The organism is Xenorhabdus budapestensis, from assembly GCF_002632465.1.
GTDB lineage: Bacteria > Pseudomonadota > Gammaproteobacteria > Enterobacterales > Enterobacteriaceae > Xenorhabdus > Xenorhabdus budapestensis.
The window spans coordinates 60,129-78,573 of the sequence record NZ_NIBS01000012.1 but is presented as its reverse complement, the minus strand read 5'-3'; the positions used below and the strand labels follow the sequence as shown (position 1 = coordinate 78,573).

Here is an 18,445-nt window from a genome sequence, read left to right as displayed (position 1 = left end):
GTTGAACTGGGGTTCAGGTTCCCCTGCGTGTATTATTCATCACAGCATGTTGTAATTTTTATAAGCAAAATACAGGGATGTAGGGGAGTAATGTAAAAATGCATAATGAATCACCGATAAAAAGACGTAAATCCACACGCATCTATGTTGGTAGTGTACCCATCGGGGATAATGCACCAATTACGGTGCAGTCAATGACCAACACACGAACAACTGATATTGAGGCGACAGTCAATCAGATCAAATCGCTGGAGCGTGTAGGTGTTGATATTGTCCGTGTTTCGGTTCCCACTATGGATGCGGCGGAAGCCTTCAAATCCATCAAACAGCAAGTCAATGTTCCGCTGGTTGCCGATATCCATTTTGATTACCGTATTGCATTGAAAGTTGCGGAATATGGTGTTGATTGTCTGCGTATCAACCCCGGTAATATTGGTAACGAGGAACGTATTCGTCAGGTTGTGGATTGTGCCCGTCACAATAATATACCTATTCGTATTGGAGTGAATGGTGGCTCTTTAGAAAAAGATTTACAGGAAAAATATGGAGAGCCAACATCAGAAGCTCTGGTTGAATCTGCTATGCGCCATGTCGATATTCTTGACCGCCTGAACTTTGATCAGTTTAAAGTCAGTGTTAAGGCGTCTGATGTGTTTCTGGCAGTAGGAGCTTACCGCTTGCTGGCGCAAAAAATCGATCAACCTCTGCATTTGGGTATTACAGAAGCCGGAGGTGCTCGTGCAGGTGCAGTGAAATCTTCAATTGGGCTGGGTATTCTGTTATCCAAAGGAATTGGTGATACTTTGCGCATCTCTCTGGCTGCTGACCCGGTGGAAGAGGTTAAAGTCGGCTTCGATATGCTAAAAGCATTACGCATTCGTTCAAGAGGCATCAACTTTATTGCCTGTCCGACGTGTTCCCGTCAGGAGTTCGATGTTATCGGTACAGTGAATGCGCTTGAACAACGTCTTGAGGATTTGATCACACCAATGGATGTTTCCATCATTGGTTGTGTTGTAAATGGCCCCGGAGAAGCTGAAGTCTCAACATTGGGTGTGACTGGCGCAAAAACAAAAAGCGGTTTTTATGAAGATGGTGTTCGCCAAAAAGAGCGTCTCGACAATAATAATTTGATTGACCAGCTTGAAGCGAAAATCCGAGCCAAGGCAACTATTCTTGATGCCAATAACCGGATTAGTATTAATCAGCTTGATAAATAAGATACCGATGCCGACTCATGTTATCAGAGTCGGTATTGTTTTGTTTACTGATTGAACTTAGAAATATTAATAAGAGATAAACATGGCAAAAAATATTCCGGCGATTCGTGGCATGAACGATTGCCTTCCTGCTGAAACAGCTATCTGGCAACGTGTTGAGTCTACTATGAAACGTGTGTTGGCTGGTTATGGTTTTAGTGAAATTAGAACACCGATTGTAGAGCAGACCCCGTTATTCAAACGCGCAATTGGGGAAGTTACTGATGTTGTCGAAAAAGAGATGTACACATTCGATGACCGTAATGGAGAAAGTTTGACTTTGCGCCCGGAAAATACCGCAGGCTGCGTTCGTGCCGGTATTCAGCATGGTCTGCTGTACAATCAGGAACAACGTTTATGGTACATTGGCCCGATGTTTCGCTATGAACGTCCACAAAAGGGCCGTTATCGCCAATTCCATCAATTAGGTGCAGAAGTGTTTGGTCTGCAAGGGCCGGATATCGACGCCGAAATGATCCTGATGACTGCACGTTGGTGGCGTGAGTTGGGTATTGCTGAGCATGTGACACTCGAATTGAACTCAATTGGCTCTCTGGAAGCGCGTGCAAACTATCGTGAAGCACTGGTCGCATTCCTTGAGCAGCATAAAGAGAGACTGGACGAAGATTGTCTGCGTCGCATGTACACAAATCCATTGCGTGTACTGGATTCTAAAAATCCTGACATTCAGGCTCTTCTTAATGACGCACCTGCCATGTTTGATTATCTTGATGCAGAGTCAAAAGAGCACTTTGATGGCCTGTGCCAAATTCTGGACGCTGTGGGTATTCAATATCGTATCAACCAGCGTTTGGTCCGTGGTCTTGACTATTACAACCGCACGGTCTTTGAATGGGTGACTTCTGCATTGGGCGCGCAAGGCACGGTTTGTGCGGGAGGGCGCTACGATGGATTGGTTGAACAACTGGGCGGAAAAGCAACACCAGCAGTAGGTTTTGCAATGGGGATGGAGCGTATGATCCTGTTGGTTCAGGAAGTGAACCCTGAATTTGTTGCAGATCTTACTGTTGCAGATGTTTATCTCTCTTCCTTTGGTGAGGGTAGCCAACAGGCAGCATTGATTCTGGCGGAGAAAATCCGTGATGAGTTGCCTGAATTACGCCTGATGACCAATCATGGTGGTGGTAACTTCAAGAAGCAATTGGGACGTGCAGGTAAGCATGGCGCCAAAGTTGCTTTACTCCTCGGAGAAGATGAAATGAGTACGGGTAATGTCACCGTAAAAGATTTACGTAATGGTGAGCAACAAACATTGCCACAACAAGCGATCGCAGCACGTTTGAGCGAACTGTTAGGCTAAGGAGAGACTCTGTGGAAGCCTATACCACTGAAATTGAACAAGTTGATGCAATAAAGCGTTTTTTTGTCGACAACGGTAAGTACATTGCTGTTGGCTTAGTATTGGGAATTGGGGCAATTGTTGGTTGGCGTTACTGGCAATCTCACCAAACAAACCAGCTACAGGATACCGCGGTACAATTCGAACAACTGAACAAATCACTGGCATCGGATTCGAAAGAAAGCATCACTGCCGTAGAGAAATTCGCTAATGAAACGAATAACATCTACGGTGTGATGATGGATATGGAATTAGCAAAACACGCTGCTGATAAAAATGATTTGGCACAGGCAGAAAAATATTTGCTGGTGGCTTCAGGTAAAGCGAAAGATCAGAATATGGTGGATTTGTCCAATATTCGTCTGGCCCGGGTTCAGTTAGCAGAAGATAAAACTGATGCTGCATTGAAAACACTGGAACAAGTCAAAAGTAAGGGATGGCGGTTAATAGCTGAGGATATCCGTGGTGATATTCTGGCGAAGAAAGGGAATATTAAAGGTGCGCGTGAGGCATACTCCAATGGGCTAAGCGCTCAGGGTTCTCAGGCTTTGAAATCAATGATTCAAATTAAACTAGATAACTTATCCAACTAAGGGAGCCAACTCTAATGCAACTGCGAAAAACACTCTTGGTTGGGCTGGTTGCTTCTGTTTTGCTGGCAGGTTGCTCAAGTGAACAGGATACGGTAACAATGTCCCCACTGACAAAGGTTGAAAATCAATTCAACCCGCGTGTGGTTTGGGATAAGTCGGTTGGCAATGGTGTCGGGCACTATTACTCTCACTTGTCGCCGGCTTGGCAAGGTTCAACGGTTTATGTTGCCGATCGTCATGGCATCGTTAAAGCATTTGAGATAGACAGTGGTAAAGAATTATGGTCAACGGATCTGTCTGAGAAAACAGGGTTGTTATCATCTCGTCTGCCGGCACTATTGTCCGGTGGTCTGACTGTATCGGGTGATCGTCTGTATATTGGTACAGAAAAAGCAAAAGTTATCGCATTGGATTCCACAAATGGTAAGGTTGAGTGGGAATCTCAGGTTGCCGGTGAAGCATTATCTCATCCGGTCGTGAGTGATGGCCTTGTTCTGATCCATACCGGCAATGGCATGTTGCAGGCTTTGAATGAAAATGATGGCTCTGTTGCCTGGTCAATCAATATGGACACACCTCCGCTATCTGTCCGTGGTGAATCGGCACCCGCTATAGCATACGGAGCAGCAATTGTCGGCGGTGATAATGGCCGTGTCAGTGCTGTCTTGCTTTCTCAGGGGCAGTTGATTTGGCAGCAGCGTATCTCTCAGGTGACAGGGGCAACTGAAATTGATCGTCTGAATGATGTTGATATGACCCCGGTCATTTCTGATAATGTCATTTATGCTATTGCTTATAATGGCAACTTAGTGGCGATGGATATGCGCTCCGGCCAGATTATTTGGAAGCGTGATCTGGGCTCTGTGAATGATATGGTTGTGACTGACAATAATATTTTCATTGTTGATCAGGACGATCGGATTTTATCCTTGCGCAAGAGTGATGGGGTAACAATCTGGTCTCAAAACGATCTGTTACACCGTAATCTCACTGCACCAGGAATGTATAATGGCTATCTGGTTGTAGGTGATGGAGAAGGTTACCTGCACTGGTTAAATATGGCTGATGGTCAATTTGTTGCTCAGCATAAAGTTGATAGTTCCGGCCTTTTGAGTCGTCCCTTGGTTGCCAGTGATAAGCTGATGGTGCAGGCGAAGGACGGAGCGGTTTACCTGTATACTCGCTGATATACAGAAAATAGAAATAGAATTTGTTTTAATGCTATATACCAATAGGTTTCAAGTTGCATCGAGATGGAAAGTAAAAGATGATTTGAAAAATGAAGGGAATAGCGAGATTTACACGGCTCCTGTGCTGACAGGGGCCGTGTCGTCTTTTTAGTACTTGCCGTTGTGAGAAGAAGATTTGGTAGTGACGAACTTCAAGTGGTTCTTTTTGCAGGATATCGATTTAAATTTAGTCATGAGGCATCAAAAAAATGATACCTGTCGTTGCGCTGGTTGGGCGTCCCAATGTCGGAAAATCTACCTTATTTAATCGTCTAACCCGAACCAGAGATGCGCTGGTAGCGGATTTCCCTGGTTTAACCCGTGACCGTAAATATGGACGGGCGGAAGTTGAAGGGCAAGAATTTATCATCGTTGATACAGGTGGTATAGATGGAACGGAAGAGGGCGTAGAAACACAAATGGCTGCGCAATCTCTGATGGCAATCGAAGAAGCAGATATCGTTCTGTTTATGGTTGATGCCAGATCCGGGCTGATGCCTGCTGATCACGCGATTGCAAAACATTTGCGCAGCCGTGAAAAATCGACTTTCTTAGTCGCAAATAAAACTGATGGTATTGATATTGATATATCTATTGCCGAATTCTACTCTTTGGGATTAGGGGATATATATTCTATCGCGGCAGCTCATGGGCGTGGTGTGACTCAACTGATTGAGCGTGTATTGTTGCCTTTTTCTGATAAAGAAGAAGGTGCAGAAGAAGTTGAGTTAACGGAAGAAGAAGCTAATGCTGCTTACTGGGCTGAAATGGAACAGGCTGAATTAGAGGCAGTGGTTGAAGCTGAACAGGAAGAGGATTTTGATCCGACGACATTGCCGCTGAAACTGGCTATTGTTGGGCGTCCAAATGTGGGCAAATCCACACTGACCAACCGAATTCTGGGTGAAGAGCGAGTCGTTGTCTTTGATATGCCGGGAACAACCCGTGATAGCATCTATATCCCAATGGAGCGTGATGGTCGTGAATATATCCTGATTGACACTGCGGGAGTTCGCAAACGTGGTAAAGTGACAGAAGTAGTGGAAAAGTTCTCTGTCATCAAAACACTTCAGGCTATTGAAGATGCAAACGTTGTGCTGCTAGTAGTTGATGCGCGCGAAGGCATTTCTGATCAGGATCTTTCCCTGCTTGGTTTTATTCTCAATAGCGGTCGCTCCTTAGTTATCGCGGTTAATAAATGGGATGGCATGAGTCAGGATGACAAAGATCACGTGAAAGACATGCTGGATCTGCGTCTAGGGTTTGTTGATTTTGCCCGTGTTCACTTTATTTCTGCATTACATGGCAGTGGCGTGGGTAATCTGTTTGATTCGATTCTGGAAGCTTATGAAAGTGCGACTCGTCGCGTTAATACTTCCATGCTTACACGCATTATGCGTATGGCAGAAGAAGATCATCAGCCACCTATGATACGTGGGCGCAGGGTAAAAATGAAATACGCCCATGCCGGTGGATACAACCCGCCTATTGTTGTGATTCATGGTAATCAGGTGAAAGATTTACCTGATTCATATAAGCGTTATTTAATGAATTATTTCCGTCGTTCTTTAAAAGTCATGGGAACCCCTATTCGTATTCAATTTAAAGAAGGGACTAACCCTTATGCTGATAAGAAAAATACTTTGACTGCGTCACAGCTTCGTAAGCGTAAGCGTTTGATGGAACATTTGAAAAAGCGGTAAATAATTAAATAAACATTAATAAAATAAAGAGCTAGAAAATAGCTCTTTATTTTAGAAAGTGACTAATAATAAATATCTGAGCTTATTATCTCTTGGTTTATGCCCTTTTAATGTTAGGTGATTAATTACTTTTCTCTTTATCAACTTGAAGTCTATCTTTCGTTCGTGATGAAAGATTTGTAGCTGATTGTTTCATTAAGCTCTTAACGTGATCTAAGGTTCTTAGCACGTGTTCTTTGTCACTCTCATCACAATTTTTCGCAATATGTTCCAGTAAGTGGGGAGGAATTATACTGGGTTGATTTGTTACATTACACATAATATACCCAACTTGTTAGTTTGTTAGCCTGGTGCCTGTGGTGTATTTTTACTAGCTTAAATAGTAGTCAAAATAACCGAGTCAGTCACTAACAAAAATGTAAATTTTTATCCTCTCATTTTATAAGTTGTATGCGCGACAAGTGGGTGAAATATATGGTGATAAAAACAGGGTTTTCCCTAACCCTCAGGTTAAAAATATTATTTTTGTTGTCAACGAATAACACCTACTTGATTCCATGCTTCAGTGACAAGATTTGAAATGCTTTTGCCAAAGAGTTTGTATGCATTATCAACGGTTAATTTGGCGAAATCATTAAAATTTGCTTTATTAGATAATCGCCTGTCTGTTAATGTCTCATACCAGATTTTACCTGCCCGCTCCCATGAATACCCTCCTAGCTCAACTGCCAGTAAGTAGAATGCTTTGTTTGGAATACCTGAATATTTATGAACACCACCATTATCATTTGACAGAGGAAGTTCCTGATATTGATTCATGTGCCCAATCTGATCATCGTGTGAATATGCACTTCCCGGATGCTTAAATGAACGTAAAGCAATATTGGGGTCATTATGAGGGTTCATTTTAGGTCCGAATATTCCCTGGCCTATCAGCCAATCAGATTTATCGGCTTTCTGATTATTGGCAAACTGTTTTACCATCACACCAAATACATCTGAAATAGACTCATTAAGTGCACCAGATTGATAGGCATAATCGAGATCTGCTTCATATTGAGTGATACCATGTGTTAATTCATGTGCTGTGATATCAATACAAGATGTAAAACGATTAAAATATAGTTTCATTCCATCACCAAAAAACATTTGGTTATTTGCCCAAAATGCATTTGCATAGCCTTCTAGATAATGTACTGTAGCAACTAATTTGAGTCCCTTATTATCAATTGAATTACGACCAAAAATTTCTTTATAAAAATTATAAGTGTTACCGAGATGTTCATAAGCTTCATTGACGGATACATCTTTGCTTTCGGAAGCACCTTCAACCCGAACTATTTTGGTGCTTAGGTATACATCTGTGTTTTCAGCATCGTATATTATTCTGTTTAACTTTTTATCAGAGCCTGGATTATATGTTAAAGATAAATGCCCCATTGCGGCGTAATTATTTATCAGATTGTAAGTATGATCTAATGTTTTTAAGAGAGATGGTTTATTCTGTTCATTACAAATTTTAAAAATATATTCAAATAAGTTTGGAGGAATAATGCTGTATGTTTTATTTTTGCACATAATAATACCCCGGTTTATTTTTTGAGTGTTGTATATTTTTTGGGATCCCATTTAAATTATTAGCCTAATTCATGGGATTTTCTACTAACTAAATGCTTTTTTATCTCTCCAAAATGCATTAAGTTATAAATATAAAAAAGGGCCAAAATAGGCCCTTTTTTTTAATTCTATGATTAATTTGATATTACTTCAGTGATACTTGTCTGATATTATATTAATATCTTTATTGATCATTTTCTGGCAAAAGTACACCTACTTTGTTCCAGCACTCATTGGTAATGAGAGAGACTCTTTTGCCAAATAACTTTTCTGCATTGTCAATCGTTAATGTGGCAAAATCATCGAACGTGGCATCTGAAGATAAACGGTTATCCAATAAAGTTTCATACCAGATTTTACCAGCCCGTTCCCATGAATAACCTCCCAGAGCAATTGCAAGCAGGTAAAATGCCCTGTTAGGGATACCCGAATATATGTGAATGCCTCCATTATCAACTGAAATCGGTAGTTCTTCATATTCATCCATATGACCAACCTGCTTATCTTTAGGAAATGCTGAGCCTGGTTTTATAAATGAACGTAAAGCGATATCGGGCTTATTATCTGGATTGAACTTGGGACCCAATAGCCCTTTTCCCAATAGCCAGTCGGATTCATCGGCTTTTTGGTTATTGGCATACTGTTTTACCATAATGCCAAACACATCTGAAATGGACTCATTCAGGGCACCAGATTGGTAAACATAATGGAGATTAACTTCATTCTGAATAATACCATGAGTTAATTCATGTGCTACAACATCAATCGCTGAGGTAAAGCGATTGAAATATTGACCATCACCATCCCCAAAAACGATTTGTTTTCTGGTCCAGAAGGCATTTAAGTAACGTTTACCATAATGCACCGTGGCGACTAACTTAAGCCCTTTGTTATCAAGTGAGTTTCGGCCAAAAATTTTGCTATAGAATTCATGAGTTTTTCCAAGGTAGTCATAAGCCTCATTGACAGCAATATCCTCACTTTCAGGCATTCCTTCACTGCGGGCTAATTTTCCTCCGGGGAATTCTTGTTCCTGTTCTGCATCATAGATAATTCTATGCAGTTTTGTTGTTTCATCAAATTTAATATCAGAGTCCTGCTGTGAAATATCTTCTACAGCGGTGATATTCATTAAATCGTAGATATGATCTAACGTTTTTAATACGTATTGATTAGTACACTCATCGCAATTATCAGAGATTTGCTCTAAGACAAATGGAGGGATTAAACTGTATCTATTAATTTCATAAGTATTCATAATCATTCCCCTGTTTTGTCAGTGCCATATTTGTTCTTTTGGGCGCCCATTTGCATACTATCTATAATTGAAGTGATAGTCATCAGGGGAAATATTGACGTTTTATAGTAGGATATTGCTAATGAAAAATGATAAATAAATTTATTAGTCTACTGATATGAAAATTAGATTTGAATATTTAACTAAAAATTTTGTTTGAATGGTGATGAATGCCCCAGTAACATAGTTATTTATGTTTCTGGGGATAATTCTGTATTGTATTATTATATCCAATCTTTTTTTATCAGAAATGACGAGTAGAGTTCTGCTTCTGGAGAATGTGGTTCAGGAGAATAATTATATTCCCAGCGAACCAGAGGAGGCATGGACATAAGTATAGACTCAGTTCGCCCACCACTTTGCAAACCGAATAATGTTCCTCTATCCCAAACTAAATTGAATTCAACGTAACGACCACGGCGATATAACTGAAACTGTCTTTCACGTTCTTCCCAACTGATATCCTTTCTTCTTTCGACAATAGGTAAATATGCAGTCAAGAAGCCATGACCTACAGCTTGTGTGAAATTAAAACAAGTATCAAAATCGGGAGTATTCAGGTCATCATAAAACAATCCACCCACACCACGTGGTTCATTACGATGTTTAATAAAGAAGTAGTCATCACACCATTTTTTATACGTAGGATAAATATCATCACCAAAAGGCTGACATAATGTTTTGGCGACAGTATGCCAGTGAATAACATCTTCTTTAAAACCATAATAAGGAGTGAGATCAAACCCGCCACCGAACCACCAGACAGGCGTTTCACCTTCCTTTTCTGCAATGAAAAAGCGTACATTAGCGTGGCTGGTCGGAACATAAGGGTTCAAAGGATGAATGACAAGAGAAACCCCCAGGGCCTGATAGCTACGGCCAGCCAATTCAGGGCGGTGAGCAGTCGCTGAAGGAGGCAGAGAATCTCCAGTCACATAGGAAAAATTCACACCTGCTTGTTCAAAAATTTTGCCTGATTTCAAGACGCGACTGCGACCTCCACCGCCTTCTTCCCGTTGCCAGCACTCTTCCATGAAATGGGAATGACCATCAAGGTGTTCAAGTTGCTTACAGATTTCATCCTGTAATGAGAGGAAAAAATTCTTAACTTGAGATATATTAGGTATATTCATTTCTGCTTTCATTCTGGTTAGTTTATGGCGATAGGCAGTATACCTGTTAGTATCAATGAACGCATTTTCATATTGATTCCAAAATGAAAGTAGTGATTATTATCATTGAACCAATTGCTTATTAAACGGGCTGATTAACTATGGAAATTAGGCTATTTCGGCAAGAAGATTTTGAAGCCGTTATCATACTTTGGGAGCGTTGTGATTTGATTAATTCTGGCGATGATCCAGAACTCGATATTGAGCGTAAATTAACTCATAATGCTGATTTATTTCTGGTTGCTGAAGTGGCAGGAGAAGTCGTTGGTACAGTGATGGGAGGGTATGACGGGCACCGTGGTCATGCCTATTATTTAGGCGTTCATCCTGAATTTAGAGGCAGAGGTATTGCCAACGCTTTGGTTTCCCGCCTTGAAAAAAAATTATTAGCGAGAGGGTGTCCCAGTATTTTAATCATGGTTCCAGAGGAAAATGATGCAACAATTTGTATGTGTGAAAAAATGGAATATGATTATTGGGGACAAGAGCACACCATTTTTAATAAACGTTTAATTATTGATTAAATGTTAAAGGTAAGTGGCTGAGGAATTTTATTTTATTCGGCCATGAGCCAAATTTTATTTAAACGAATCTCTTTTAAAAAATTTATTAGTTTTCTGGCCGCTTTTTTAATTAAGTAATGAAATTTCCTCTGGTATTTATTTTTTGTAATAAAGAGATCTTTTGACATTAAGAAAGAACGATATCCGGTTACAGGAATAATCTTAACATTAATGACGCTATTTTTGTCTTTTGAAAAATAATAGTGAGCATGAATCGGTGATTCAGTTTTACTTTCGAGTACCCTACAATTCTGTGTGGAATAAGAGTGGGGAGAGTTTATTTGTTTATTTTCTCGTACTGTATGGGGGGAGGGGGGCACGTATTTCTGTACATTGTTAAAATTAGCCTGGGAAGCTAACTGATAGCACGGTATTTTTGTAATAGTATCTATTACCATAACATCCGTTATAGTTGTAAAACTTAAAAAAATTAAAAATACCGTCATCATTGTGGCTACCATATATATTTGCCATTGATTTCAACGTTTTTTATAATCCAGTTGAATTTTGGTATGGGTATGATATCGACCTGTTTGTAAACAATTGCACAATGGTTTTTATAAAGTTGTGCTAAATAATCAGGCTGGAAAAATAAGGTAAAAAAAGTAATGAAAAGATGTTTTATATTTAGTTTATTGTTTAAAAAGAGAGTTATGACAATCAGTGGCTTAATGAGTGGTACATTGTTATTAACAGCTTGTGCAGGAACATCTGAATTTTCATGGTCTTCCATATCACCTTTAAACTGGTTTTCGAGTCACTTAGAGGTATCAGATCAAGGTGTAGGAGGGATCAACCAGCAGACAGATATGAATTTATCTGTGATTCAGCAGGGACTGAAAGGTAAGTATCGTCTGCGTAATGGTATGGAAATGCAGAATGGAAAACTAGTCAATATCGTACAGGGAATGGAAAGTGATCAGGTCAGAATTGAATTATCTGGTTTGAATAATGGCAAGGTGGATCATATTGATATCCTGGATGAAAATATTAAAACAGTCTGGGGAACAAAAATCGGAATGCCTTTTTCTGAACTGTATGACAAAGCCTATGGTGCTTGTCAGCGTACCGGCAGTTTAGCCATGCAACCGACAGTTGTTTGTGCTGCACCACAAAGCCAGCATATCAGCTATATATTTACAGGAGCATGGAATGGCCCAGAGGAGTTAATGCCTTCAGATGATGTGCTAAAAACGTGGAAAATCTCTCGTATTATCTGGAAAGCTGAATGATAAATACAAAATAGAAAGTTTGAGGAAGAATTTTGCTGCCGGTCATTTTTTAACACCATGTAACCGGGGAGAGCTGTAAAGAGTTGCGTTTTTTATAGCTTATCTCGTTTCATCATTTCTCATAAAAATTCGGTATATAAAACAGAGGGCAGTAACCTATCCTGTTATAAATATTCTGGATACAGTATGAAGCAATCGTTGTTAAATGGTGTGACAGATAAGGTGTTGAATGAAGATAGTAGTAAATAAAAAAATATGGAGCGGATTGTTTTCCGAATCACTATTTACTGTATCCCTTATAGGGAATTTCAACGCCTATATTTCCAGTACAGAAGCAGTCGCATTGCAGGAGTATTCCGGTGAAAACCCATGTCAACAAGGATGGTATGCCGGCTCAATCATTGATGGAAGGGCATGATCCATGTTTGTTGCATCCAGTAAACGTGTATTACCCGGATTTGGGTTGAGTTTGGGCTGTAGTCTCTTTTATACCTGTTTGATCCTGCTATTGCCATTAAGTGCTCTGACCATACAACTTTCCAGTATGAGCTGGGCAGAATATTGGCAGGTGATTGTAAATCCTCAGGTTGTAGCAGCCTATCAGGTCACTTTGTTGGCTGCTGCAATTGCCAGTTTGTTCAATATGGTTTTTGGCATGTTAATGGCCTGGATACTAACCCGCTATCGTTTTCCCGGACGTAATCTGCTTGATGGATTGATAGATTTACCCTTTGCTTTACCGACCGCGGTTGCGGGGTTAACGTTGGCAACCCTATTTTCCGCAACCGGATGGTATGGCTCCTGGCTTGGTAATTTTGATATGAAGGTTGCGAATACCTGGTTGGGTATTGCGGTTGCAATGGCATTTACTAGTTTGCCTTTCGTTGTCCGTACCGTTCAACCGGTACTCGAAGAGTTAGGCCCGGAATATGAGGAAGCAGCCCAGACATTAGGGGCAAGTCGCTGGCAGACGTTTAGGCAGGTGATCTTGCCGGAACTCTCACCTGCATTGATAGCGGGCACGGTGCTTTCTTTCACGCGAAGTCTGGGGGAATTTGGTGCGGTCATTTTTATTGCAGGCAATATCGCGTGGCAAACTGAGGTGGTTTCCCTGATGATCTTTGTACGATTGCAAGAATTTGATTATCCGGCAGCCAGTGCGATTGCTTCAGTGATCCTGGTAGTATCACTGCTGTTGCTATTTAGCGTCAATTTATTGCAAAGCCGCTTTGGTAAGCGGATCGGAGGGCATTAATGGCTGAATTTTTCGGATATACACTGATGCAGCGCTCCTCAATAAATTGGGGCAAATGGGTATTGATTTGTGCGGGGATAATCGTTTCTGTCTTGTTATTGGTAATTCCGATAGTGTGGATTTTTCTGACTGCTTTTTCACAAGGGCTTGATATCCTCACACAGAATCTTATTGATCCCGATATGCTCCATGCTATCTGGTTAACTGTGCTGATTGCACTGATCACAGTACCCATCAATCTGGTTTTTGGTGTGGTAACAGCGTGGCTGGTAACCCGGTTCCAGTTTCCCGGCAGGCAATTATTACTGACATTAATAGATATTCCATTTGCAGTTTCCCCCGTTGTCGCGGGATTACTATATCTGCTGTTTTACGGTTCTAACGGCTGGATGGGTGAGTGGCTTGGGGCTTACGACATCCAGCTAATGTTTTCATGGACGGGCATGGTATTGGTTACGGTATTTGTGACGTGCCCGTTTGTTGTCCGTGAATTGGTGCCGGTGATGTTAAGTCAGGGTAATCAGGAAGATGAAGCCGCAATATTATTGGGGGCTTCTGGCTGGAAGATGTTCTGGCGTGTGACATTGCCGAATATTCGCTGGGCATTGCTGTATGGCATTGTTTTGACTAATGCGCGAGCAATTGGTGAGTTCGGGGCTGTGTCTGTGGTATCAGGCGCGATCAGAGGAGAAACTTACACATTGCCTTTGCAGGTTGAACTGCTGTATCAGGATTACAACACTGTTGGCGCATTTGTGGCGGCGGCTTTATTGGCAGTAATGGCGATTATTACGCTGATTGTCAAAAGTGCTTTGCAGTGGCGTTTAAGCCGTCAGTGAGTAGGAGTCATCTGTGGAGGTCAATGGCAGGATATGAGTATTGAAATCAGCAAAATCAGTAAATCTTTTGGTCGGGCTCAAATACTGAATAATATTTCTCTGGATATTGAATCCGGTGAAATGGTTGCTCTGCTTGGTCCGTCTGGCTCCGGCAAGACGACATTGTTGAGGATCATTGCAGGGCTTGAGCAGCAAAGTGCAGGGCAGTTGAAGTTTCATGGTCAGGATGTCAGCCAGATCCACGCAAAAGATCGGCGGGTGGGTTTTGTTTTTCAGCATTATGCCCTGTTTCGTCATATGAGAGTATTTGATAATGTTGCTTTTGGTCTGACGGTTCTGCCCCGTCGTCAGCGTCCCAGTGGAGAGACACTTCGCAGTAAAGTAATGTCTTTACTCGATATGGTTCAGTTATCTCATCTTGCAGATCGTTATCCATCACAACTTTCTGGTGGTCAAAAACAGCGAGTGGCTTTAGCAAGAGCGTTGGCTGTTGAGCCACAAATCCTCTTATTAGATGAGCCTTTTGGTGCTTTGGATGCTCAGGTTCGGATGGAATTGCGTCGTTGGTTACGTGAGCTGCATGAAGAATTAAAATTTACCAGCGTATTTGTCACTCATGATCAGGAAGAAGCAATGGAAGTGGCGGATCGGGTTGTGGTGATGAATCAAGGTGCTATAGAGCAGGTTGGCACTCCACAGCAAGTATGGAAAGAGCCGGAAAGCCGTTTTGTCCTGGAATTTATGGGCGAAGTGAATCAGTTACACGGTGAGATCAAAGGCTCTCAATTATGGGTTGGCGGAAAAGTTTTCCCATTGGAGGTGATGCCATTACATCAAGGGAATGTTGATGTTTTCTTGCGTCCGTGGGAAATGAATCTCAGTACACAACAGACGTCATCTTGCCCTTTGCCGGTTAAGATTGTGGAAGTGAGTCCACGAGGGCATTTTTCCCTGTTGTCTGTTCAGCCGATGGGGTGGGGAGAAGAGAGTTTGTCGGTTATCTGGCCGGATAATTCTTTGATTCCGGCGAGAGGAAGTCAATATTTTATTGGTGGAAATAATGCCCGTTTGTATGAAGGTAATTCTGCATTAAAGGTACTGAAACTTGCTGAGTCCGCTTGATATTTTCATTACTCGTAGAACCCTGGGTTTCCCCTGTTGTCCTGAAGGATACAGGGGTTTTTTTGCTTAAGATCTTGCGGCAGTTTTCTGAATACGATTATTCTATTGTTTATTCTCATATGATTCAGGTAGTGCTGTGGCAAGCTTAGAAAAATTTATCGGTAATACCCCGTTGGTTAAATTACAACGAATTATTGAAGAAGTAGATGCGGAGATTTGGGTAAAACTGGAAGGCAACAATCCTGCTGGTTCTGTGAAAGACAGAGCAGCACTCTCAATGATCCAGCAAGCGGAACTACGGCGAGAAATCTCACCGGGAGATGTGCTTATTGAAGCAACGAGCGGCAACACAGGTATTGCGTTGGCGATGATTGCCGCGGTAAAGGGGTATCGGCTTAAGTTACTGATGCCTGAAAATATGAGCCTTGAACGTCAGGCGTCTATGCAAGCTTACGGTGCTGAACTGATTCTGGTCAGCGAAGAGTTGGGCATGGAAGGTGCACGGGATTTGGCGCAACAAATGGAACAGAACGGTGAAGGAAAAGTTCTTGACCAGTTTAATAATCCTGATAACTCGCTGGCGCATTTCAAGACAACAGGGCCGGAAATTTGGCAGCAAACACAGGGGCGTATTACCCACTTTGTCTCCAGTATGGGAACAACCGGCACTATTACAGGTGTGAGCCGCTATCTGAAATCTCAATCAAATAAGGTACAGACGACGGGGTTACAGCCAGCAGAAAACAGTCATATTCCCGGTATCCGCCGTTGGTCGCCTGCTTATATGCCGGGTATTTATCAGAAAGATCTGGTGGATCAAATCTTAGATATTACGCAACAAGAAGCAGAAACAATGATGCGATTGCTGGCACAGAAAGAAGGCATTTTTTGTGGTGTTAGCTCTGGAGGTGCTGTTTCTGGAGCACTGCGCATTGCGGCTGAAAATCCAGGTGCAATTATTGTTGCGATCATTTGTGATCGTGGAGACAGGTATTTGTCTACCGGGGTATTTAGTTAGCTCTCTTTTCATCCTTTATCTTCCTCTCCATACTCAAGCTGTAGTTTTGTTGGTTATGTTACAGCTTGAAGTCGGTTGAACATCTTCCACGCTCCATCAATAACCTCTTATCAGAATAATGTGAGTTAAGTAAGTTTTTATTAATAGAATAACGCCGATCATTTGTGCTCTTAAACGATTGGATGGGTAACTATATTAATTGCGCTTATTAATCTTTGTGTTATCCAAAAACACATTTAACTGGATTTTTTATTTTTTCATATATTAAAAAATTATTTCATATATTAGATGATTTTTATTTATATCTCACTAAAATATAAGGAAAAAACTTGTAATCACAGAATGTTTTTCACCAAAAATTTTTTATTGTTCAACTATTACCTTCTTATTAAGAATAATTTAGTTAATATTTTATATTATGGAAAAAGAGGTTCATTGTTATTAACCTGCTTTTAACTGTCTGCTTTATTAAATGTATATTCTGAATTTTTATTATTTTGGGCGATTACACTCCCGTGCGGTAGCTATGAGGTCTTAAGTTTTATATTTAACCTGAAAATTAACCCATTACGTAAATCGTCCAGATAAATATTACGAACCAAAGACCAATGAAATGAAGCTTACAAAGGGAAGTCGTGATGAATGTATCTGAACGTAAGAAGTTAGTATTTGAATATCTCTGTAAACTTTCGGGTAAGCAAGATCTGGGAGATAACGTTAATATTTTCGAAACAGGCTTGGTTAACTCTCTGGCTGCCATCCAATTAATTTCCTTTTTGGAAAAAAACTTCAAAATTAAAGTCGAAATTGATGATCTCGATAATGCCAATTTTTCCAGTATTGAAGCTGTCTGCAATTTCTTAGACAGAAAGGTGGTAACAAATGTTTGATCGTTTTTTAGCACCTGAACAGCAAGAATGGTTACAGACATTTGAACAGTTTTCAGTAACAAACGTTGCCCCTTATGCCGACGAATGGGATTTATCTGAAGCCATACCTGTTGGTGTGGTGAAACAACTGGCTAACAATGGTTGGTTAGGCGGATTAGCAAAAACAAAAAATGGAGGATTGGGATTTGATGCCACCACGTTCGGCTTACTGAATATGGCGATAGGCGCCGGAAGCGGATCACTGACTGGTTTGTTGAATGTACATTCAATGATGTTAAAAACCATTGAGGATTGGGGCTCGCAAGAGCAGAAACAACGTTTTCTGGCACCCTTGGTAACAGGGGAACTGATTGGGGCTTTCGCCCAAACAGAAGTTTCAGCAGGTGGTGATTCTAAAAACCTGTCAACCAGATTTGAAGATCACGGGAATGAACTGAGTATTAATGGGCAGAAAAGCTGGATTACTTTTGCTCAGATTGCGGATCTGTTTCTGGTATTCGGCAAATATCAGGGTTTGGATACTGCGGTGTTGGTTCCTAAAAATGCACCAGGATTAACAATAACAGCCAAGAAAAACATGTTGGGATTCAAGAGTGCTTATCTGGCTGGATTGGATTTCAACGATTGTCGGGTCCCGAAGACAAATATTGTCGGAAAACCCGGTTTTGGGCAAAACCTCATATCTAACAGTGCGCTGGACTATGGTCGTATTAGTGTGGCCTGGGCTGCGGTAGGAATACAGCAAGCGGCATTATCAGCATCAGTATACAGAGCCAACTCTCGCTCTACCTTCGGAACACTGCTTGCAGACCAAGGCATTATCCGTGGTTATTTGGCGGAGATGTCCAGTAGTCTGCTTGCCTCTCAACTTATTTGCTTATCAGCGACAAAAGCTAAAGAAGCCAGGGATGAAGATGCTCTTGAACAAATACTTCAAGCCAAACTTTTTGCATCACAGGAAGCGGGAGTGAGTGCTGCAAAAGCGGTTCAGATCCATGGTGGTTACGGTTGTGATGAGATCAACGGTATCAGCCGACTTTATCGCGATGCAAAAATTTTGCAGGTTGTTGAAGGAAGTAATGAATTACAAAAAATGCTGATTGGTAAGCAAATCTGTACTCGGTACAGTTATAACGCTGGACTGACTCATCCATAAAAGATCCCCAATAACTTCTGACTTACAGCACGAGACATTTTGTCTGGCTGGTAGGTTTCTATTGTCTGACATCCGCCTGTGATGTCGGTTTGCTATCACTACGGGAGAAGGGGAATGAAATTGGGGGACAATAAAGCCAG

The 18,445-nt window shown here is 41.3% G+C and carries 19 protein-coding genes; 14 read left to right on the top strand and 5 right to left on the bottom strand.

Translation table 11 applies throughout. The features are described from left to right. Positions 1 to 98: 98 nt before the first annotated feature. The 5 genes from ispG (at position 99) to der (ending at position 6,144) form a co-directional block, all read left to right on the top strand. Positions 99 to 1,220, top strand: a complete 1,122-nt coding sequence (gene ispG, locus Xbud_RS12010) for a flavodoxin-dependent (E)-4-hydroxy-3-methylbut-2-enyl-diphosphate synthase (protein ID WP_099136280.1) — start codon at positions 99 to 101, stop codon at positions 1,218 to 1,220. Between the two features lie 82 nt (positions 1,221 to 1,302). Continuing rightward, the gene (hisS, locus tag Xbud_RS12005) at positions 1,303 to 2,580 is read left to right on the top strand and encodes a histidine--tRNA ligase (RefSeq protein ID WP_099136279.1); all 1,278 of its coding nucleotides are present in this window, start codon (positions 1,303 to 1,305) and stop codon (positions 2,578 to 2,580) included. A gap of 11 nt (positions 2,581 to 2,591) precedes the next feature. Beyond that, a complete protein-coding gene (locus Xbud_RS12000) occupies positions 2,592 to 3,212 on the top strand; it encodes a YfgM family protein (protein WP_099136278.1) in 621 nt (206 codons plus the stop codon). 14 nt (positions 3,213 to 3,226) lie between these two features. Continuing rightward, the gene (bamB, locus tag Xbud_RS11995) at positions 3,227 to 4,399 is read left to right on the top strand and encodes an outer membrane protein assembly factor BamB (protein WP_099136277.1); all 1,173 of its coding nucleotides are present in this window, start codon (positions 3,227 to 3,229) and stop codon (positions 4,397 to 4,399) included. A gap of 251 nt (positions 4,400 to 4,650) precedes the next feature. Then, entirely contained in the window at positions 4,651 to 6,144 is a 1,494-nt protein-coding gene (gene der, locus Xbud_RS11990) for a ribosome biogenesis GTPase Der (protein WP_099136276.1), read from the top strand. 121 nt (positions 6,145 to 6,265) lie between these two features. Here the strand turns inward: der and Xbud_RS11985 are convergent, their stop codons facing one another. From Xbud_RS11985 to hemF, 4 genes are all read right to left on the bottom strand, one after another. Next, the gene (locus Xbud_RS11985; protein ID WP_099136275.1) at positions 6,266 to 6,463 is read right to left on the bottom strand and encodes a protealysin propeptide domain-containing protein; all 198 of its coding nucleotides are present in this window, start codon (positions 6,461 to 6,463) and stop codon (positions 6,266 to 6,268) included. Between the two features lie 212 nt (positions 6,464 to 6,675). Beyond that, positions 6,676 to 7,722 carry a M4 family metallopeptidase gene (locus Xbud_RS11980; protein ID WP_099136274.1) on the bottom strand — a complete coding sequence of 349 codons (1,047 nt, stop codon included), beginning with the start codon at positions 7,720 to 7,722 and terminating at the stop codon, positions 6,676 to 6,678. A 223-nt stretch (positions 7,723 to 7,945) separates the two neighbouring features. Then, complete coding sequence (locus Xbud_RS11975) at positions 7,946 to 9,019, bottom strand: M4 family metallopeptidase (RefSeq protein WP_099136273.1); 1,074 nt, start codon at positions 9,017 to 9,019, stop codon at positions 7,946 to 7,948. 263 nt (positions 9,020 to 9,282) lie between these two features. Beyond that, on the bottom strand, positions 9,283 to 10,191 hold the full coding sequence (gene hemF / locus Xbud_RS11970) for an oxygen-dependent coproporphyrinogen oxidase (RefSeq protein ID WP_099136312.1): 909 nt from the start codon (positions 10,189 to 10,191) through the stop codon (positions 9,283 to 9,285). A gap of 140 nt (positions 10,192 to 10,331) precedes the next feature. Here hemF and Xbud_RS11965 point away from each other — a divergent pair, with 140 nt between their 5' ends. Further along, positions 10,332 to 10,754: a GNAT family acetyltransferase gene (locus Xbud_RS11965; RefSeq protein ID WP_099136272.1), complete on the top strand. Its 423-nt coding sequence runs from the start codon at positions 10,332 to 10,334 to the stop codon at positions 10,752 to 10,754. Between the two features lie 32 nt (positions 10,755 to 10,786). Here Xbud_RS11965 and Xbud_RS11960 read toward each other — a convergent pair whose 3' ends face one another. Next, on the bottom strand, positions 10,787 to 11,242 hold the full coding sequence (locus tag Xbud_RS11960; RefSeq protein WP_145956628.1) for an LOG family protein: 456 nt from the start codon (positions 11,240 to 11,242) through the stop codon (positions 10,787 to 10,789). Positions 11,243 to 11,446: 204 nt separating this feature from the next. Here Xbud_RS11960 and Xbud_RS11955 point away from each other — a divergent pair, with 204 nt between their 5' ends. From Xbud_RS11955 to Xbud_RS11920, 8 genes are all read left to right on the top strand, one after another. After that, positions 11,447 to 12,025 carry an RpoE-regulated lipoprotein gene (locus tag Xbud_RS11955; RefSeq protein WP_244589935.1) on the top strand — a complete coding sequence of 193 codons (579 nt, stop codon included), beginning with the start codon at positions 11,447 to 11,449 and terminating at the stop codon, positions 12,023 to 12,025. Positions 12,026 to 12,254: 229 nt separating this feature from the next. Next, a complete protein-coding gene (locus Xbud_RS11950) occupies positions 12,255 to 12,443 on the top strand; it encodes a hypothetical protein (RefSeq protein WP_099136269.1) in 189 nt (62 codons plus the stop codon). A 3-nt stretch (positions 12,444 to 12,446) separates the two neighbouring features. Further along, positions 12,447 to 13,280, top strand: a complete 834-nt coding sequence (gene cysT / locus Xbud_RS11945; protein ID WP_099136268.1) for a sulfate/thiosulfate ABC transporter permease CysT — start codon at positions 12,447 to 12,449, stop codon at positions 13,278 to 13,280. Beyond that, positions 13,280 to 14,119 carry a sulfate/thiosulfate ABC transporter permease CysW gene (gene cysW / locus Xbud_RS11940; RefSeq protein ID WP_099136267.1) on the top strand — a complete coding sequence of 280 codons (840 nt, stop codon included), beginning with the start codon at positions 13,280 to 13,282 and terminating at the stop codon, positions 14,117 to 14,119. Before cysT ends, cysW begins: the two co-directional genes overlap by 1 nt. A 33-nt stretch (positions 14,120 to 14,152) precedes the next feature. Continuing rightward, a complete protein-coding gene (gene cysA / locus Xbud_RS11935; RefSeq protein WP_099136266.1) occupies positions 14,153 to 15,241 on the top strand; it encodes a sulfate/thiosulfate ABC transporter ATP-binding protein CysA in 1,089 nt (362 codons plus the stop codon). Between the two features lie 136 nt (positions 15,242 to 15,377). Then, positions 15,378 to 16,259: a cysteine synthase CysM gene (cysM, locus tag Xbud_RS11930; RefSeq protein WP_099136265.1), complete on the top strand. Its 882-nt coding sequence runs from the start codon at positions 15,378 to 15,380 to the stop codon at positions 16,257 to 16,259. Between the two features lie 638 nt (positions 16,260 to 16,897). Next, on the top strand, positions 16,898 to 17,149 hold the full coding sequence (locus Xbud_RS11925) for an acyl carrier protein (RefSeq protein ID WP_099136264.1): 252 nt from the start codon (positions 16,898 to 16,900) through the stop codon (positions 17,147 to 17,149). Continuing rightward, entirely contained in the window at positions 17,142 to 18,305 is a 1,164-nt protein-coding gene (locus Xbud_RS11920; protein WP_099136263.1) for an acyl-CoA dehydrogenase family protein, read from the top strand. The genes Xbud_RS11925 and Xbud_RS11920 overlap by 8 nt, the downstream gene beginning before the upstream one ends. Positions 18,306 to 18,445: the final 140 nt, after the last annotated feature.

Coding starts and splice junctions, on each gene's coding strand:
- ispG (WP_099136280.1), top strand. CDS start 99: ATGCATAATGAATCACCGATAAAAAGACGTAAATCCACACGCATCTAT.
- hisS (WP_099136279.1), top strand. CDS start 1,303: ATGGCAAAAAATATTCCGGCGATTCGTGGCATGAACGATTGCCTTCCT.
- bamB (WP_099136277.1), top strand. CDS start 3,227: ATGCAACTGCGAAAAACACTCTTGGTTGGGCTGGTTGCTTCTGTTTTG.
- der (WP_099136276.1), top strand. CDS start 4,651: ATGATACCTGTCGTTGCGCTGGTTGGGCGTCCCAATGTCGGAAAATCT.
- Xbud_RS11985 (WP_099136275.1), bottom strand. CDS start 6,463: ATGTGTAATGTAACAAATCAACCCAGTATAATTCCTCCCCACTTACTG.
- Xbud_RS11980 (WP_099136274.1), bottom strand. CDS start 7,722: ATGTGCAAAAATAAAACATACAGCATTATTCCTCCAAACTTATTTGAA.
- Xbud_RS11975 (WP_099136273.1), bottom strand. CDS start 9,019: ATGAATACTTATGAAATTAATAGATACAGTTTAATCCCTCCATTTGTC.
- hemF (WP_099136312.1), bottom strand. CDS start 10,191: ATGAATATACCTAATATATCTCAAGTTAAGAATTTTTTCCTCTCATTA.
- Xbud_RS11965 (WP_099136272.1), top strand. CDS start 10,332: ATGGAAATTAGGCTATTTCGGCAAGAAGATTTTGAAGCCGTTATCATA.
- Xbud_RS11960 (WP_145956628.1), bottom strand. CDS start 11,242: ATGATGACGGTATTTTTAATTTTTTTAAGTTTTACAACTATAACGGAT.
- Xbud_RS11955 (WP_244589935.1), top strand. CDS start 11,447: ATGACAATCAGTGGCTTAATGAGTGGTACATTGTTATTAACAGCTTGT.
- Xbud_RS11950 (WP_099136269.1), top strand. CDS start 12,255: ATGAAGATAGTAGTAAATAAAAAAATATGGAGCGGATTGTTTTCCGAA.
- cysT (WP_099136268.1), top strand. CDS start 12,447: ATGTTTGTTGCATCCAGTAAACGTGTATTACCCGGATTTGGGTTGAGT.
- cysW (WP_099136267.1), top strand. CDS start 13,280: ATGGCTGAATTTTTCGGATATACACTGATGCAGCGCTCCTCAATAAAT.
- cysA (WP_099136266.1), top strand. CDS start 14,153: ATGAGTATTGAAATCAGCAAAATCAGTAAATCTTTTGGTCGGGCTCAA.
- Xbud_RS11925 (WP_099136264.1), top strand. CDS start 16,898: ATGAATGTATCTGAACGTAAGAAGTTAGTATTTGAATATCTCTGTAAA.
- Xbud_RS11920 (WP_099136263.1), top strand. CDS start 17,142: ATGTTTGATCGTTTTTTAGCACCTGAACAGCAAGAATGGTTACAGACA.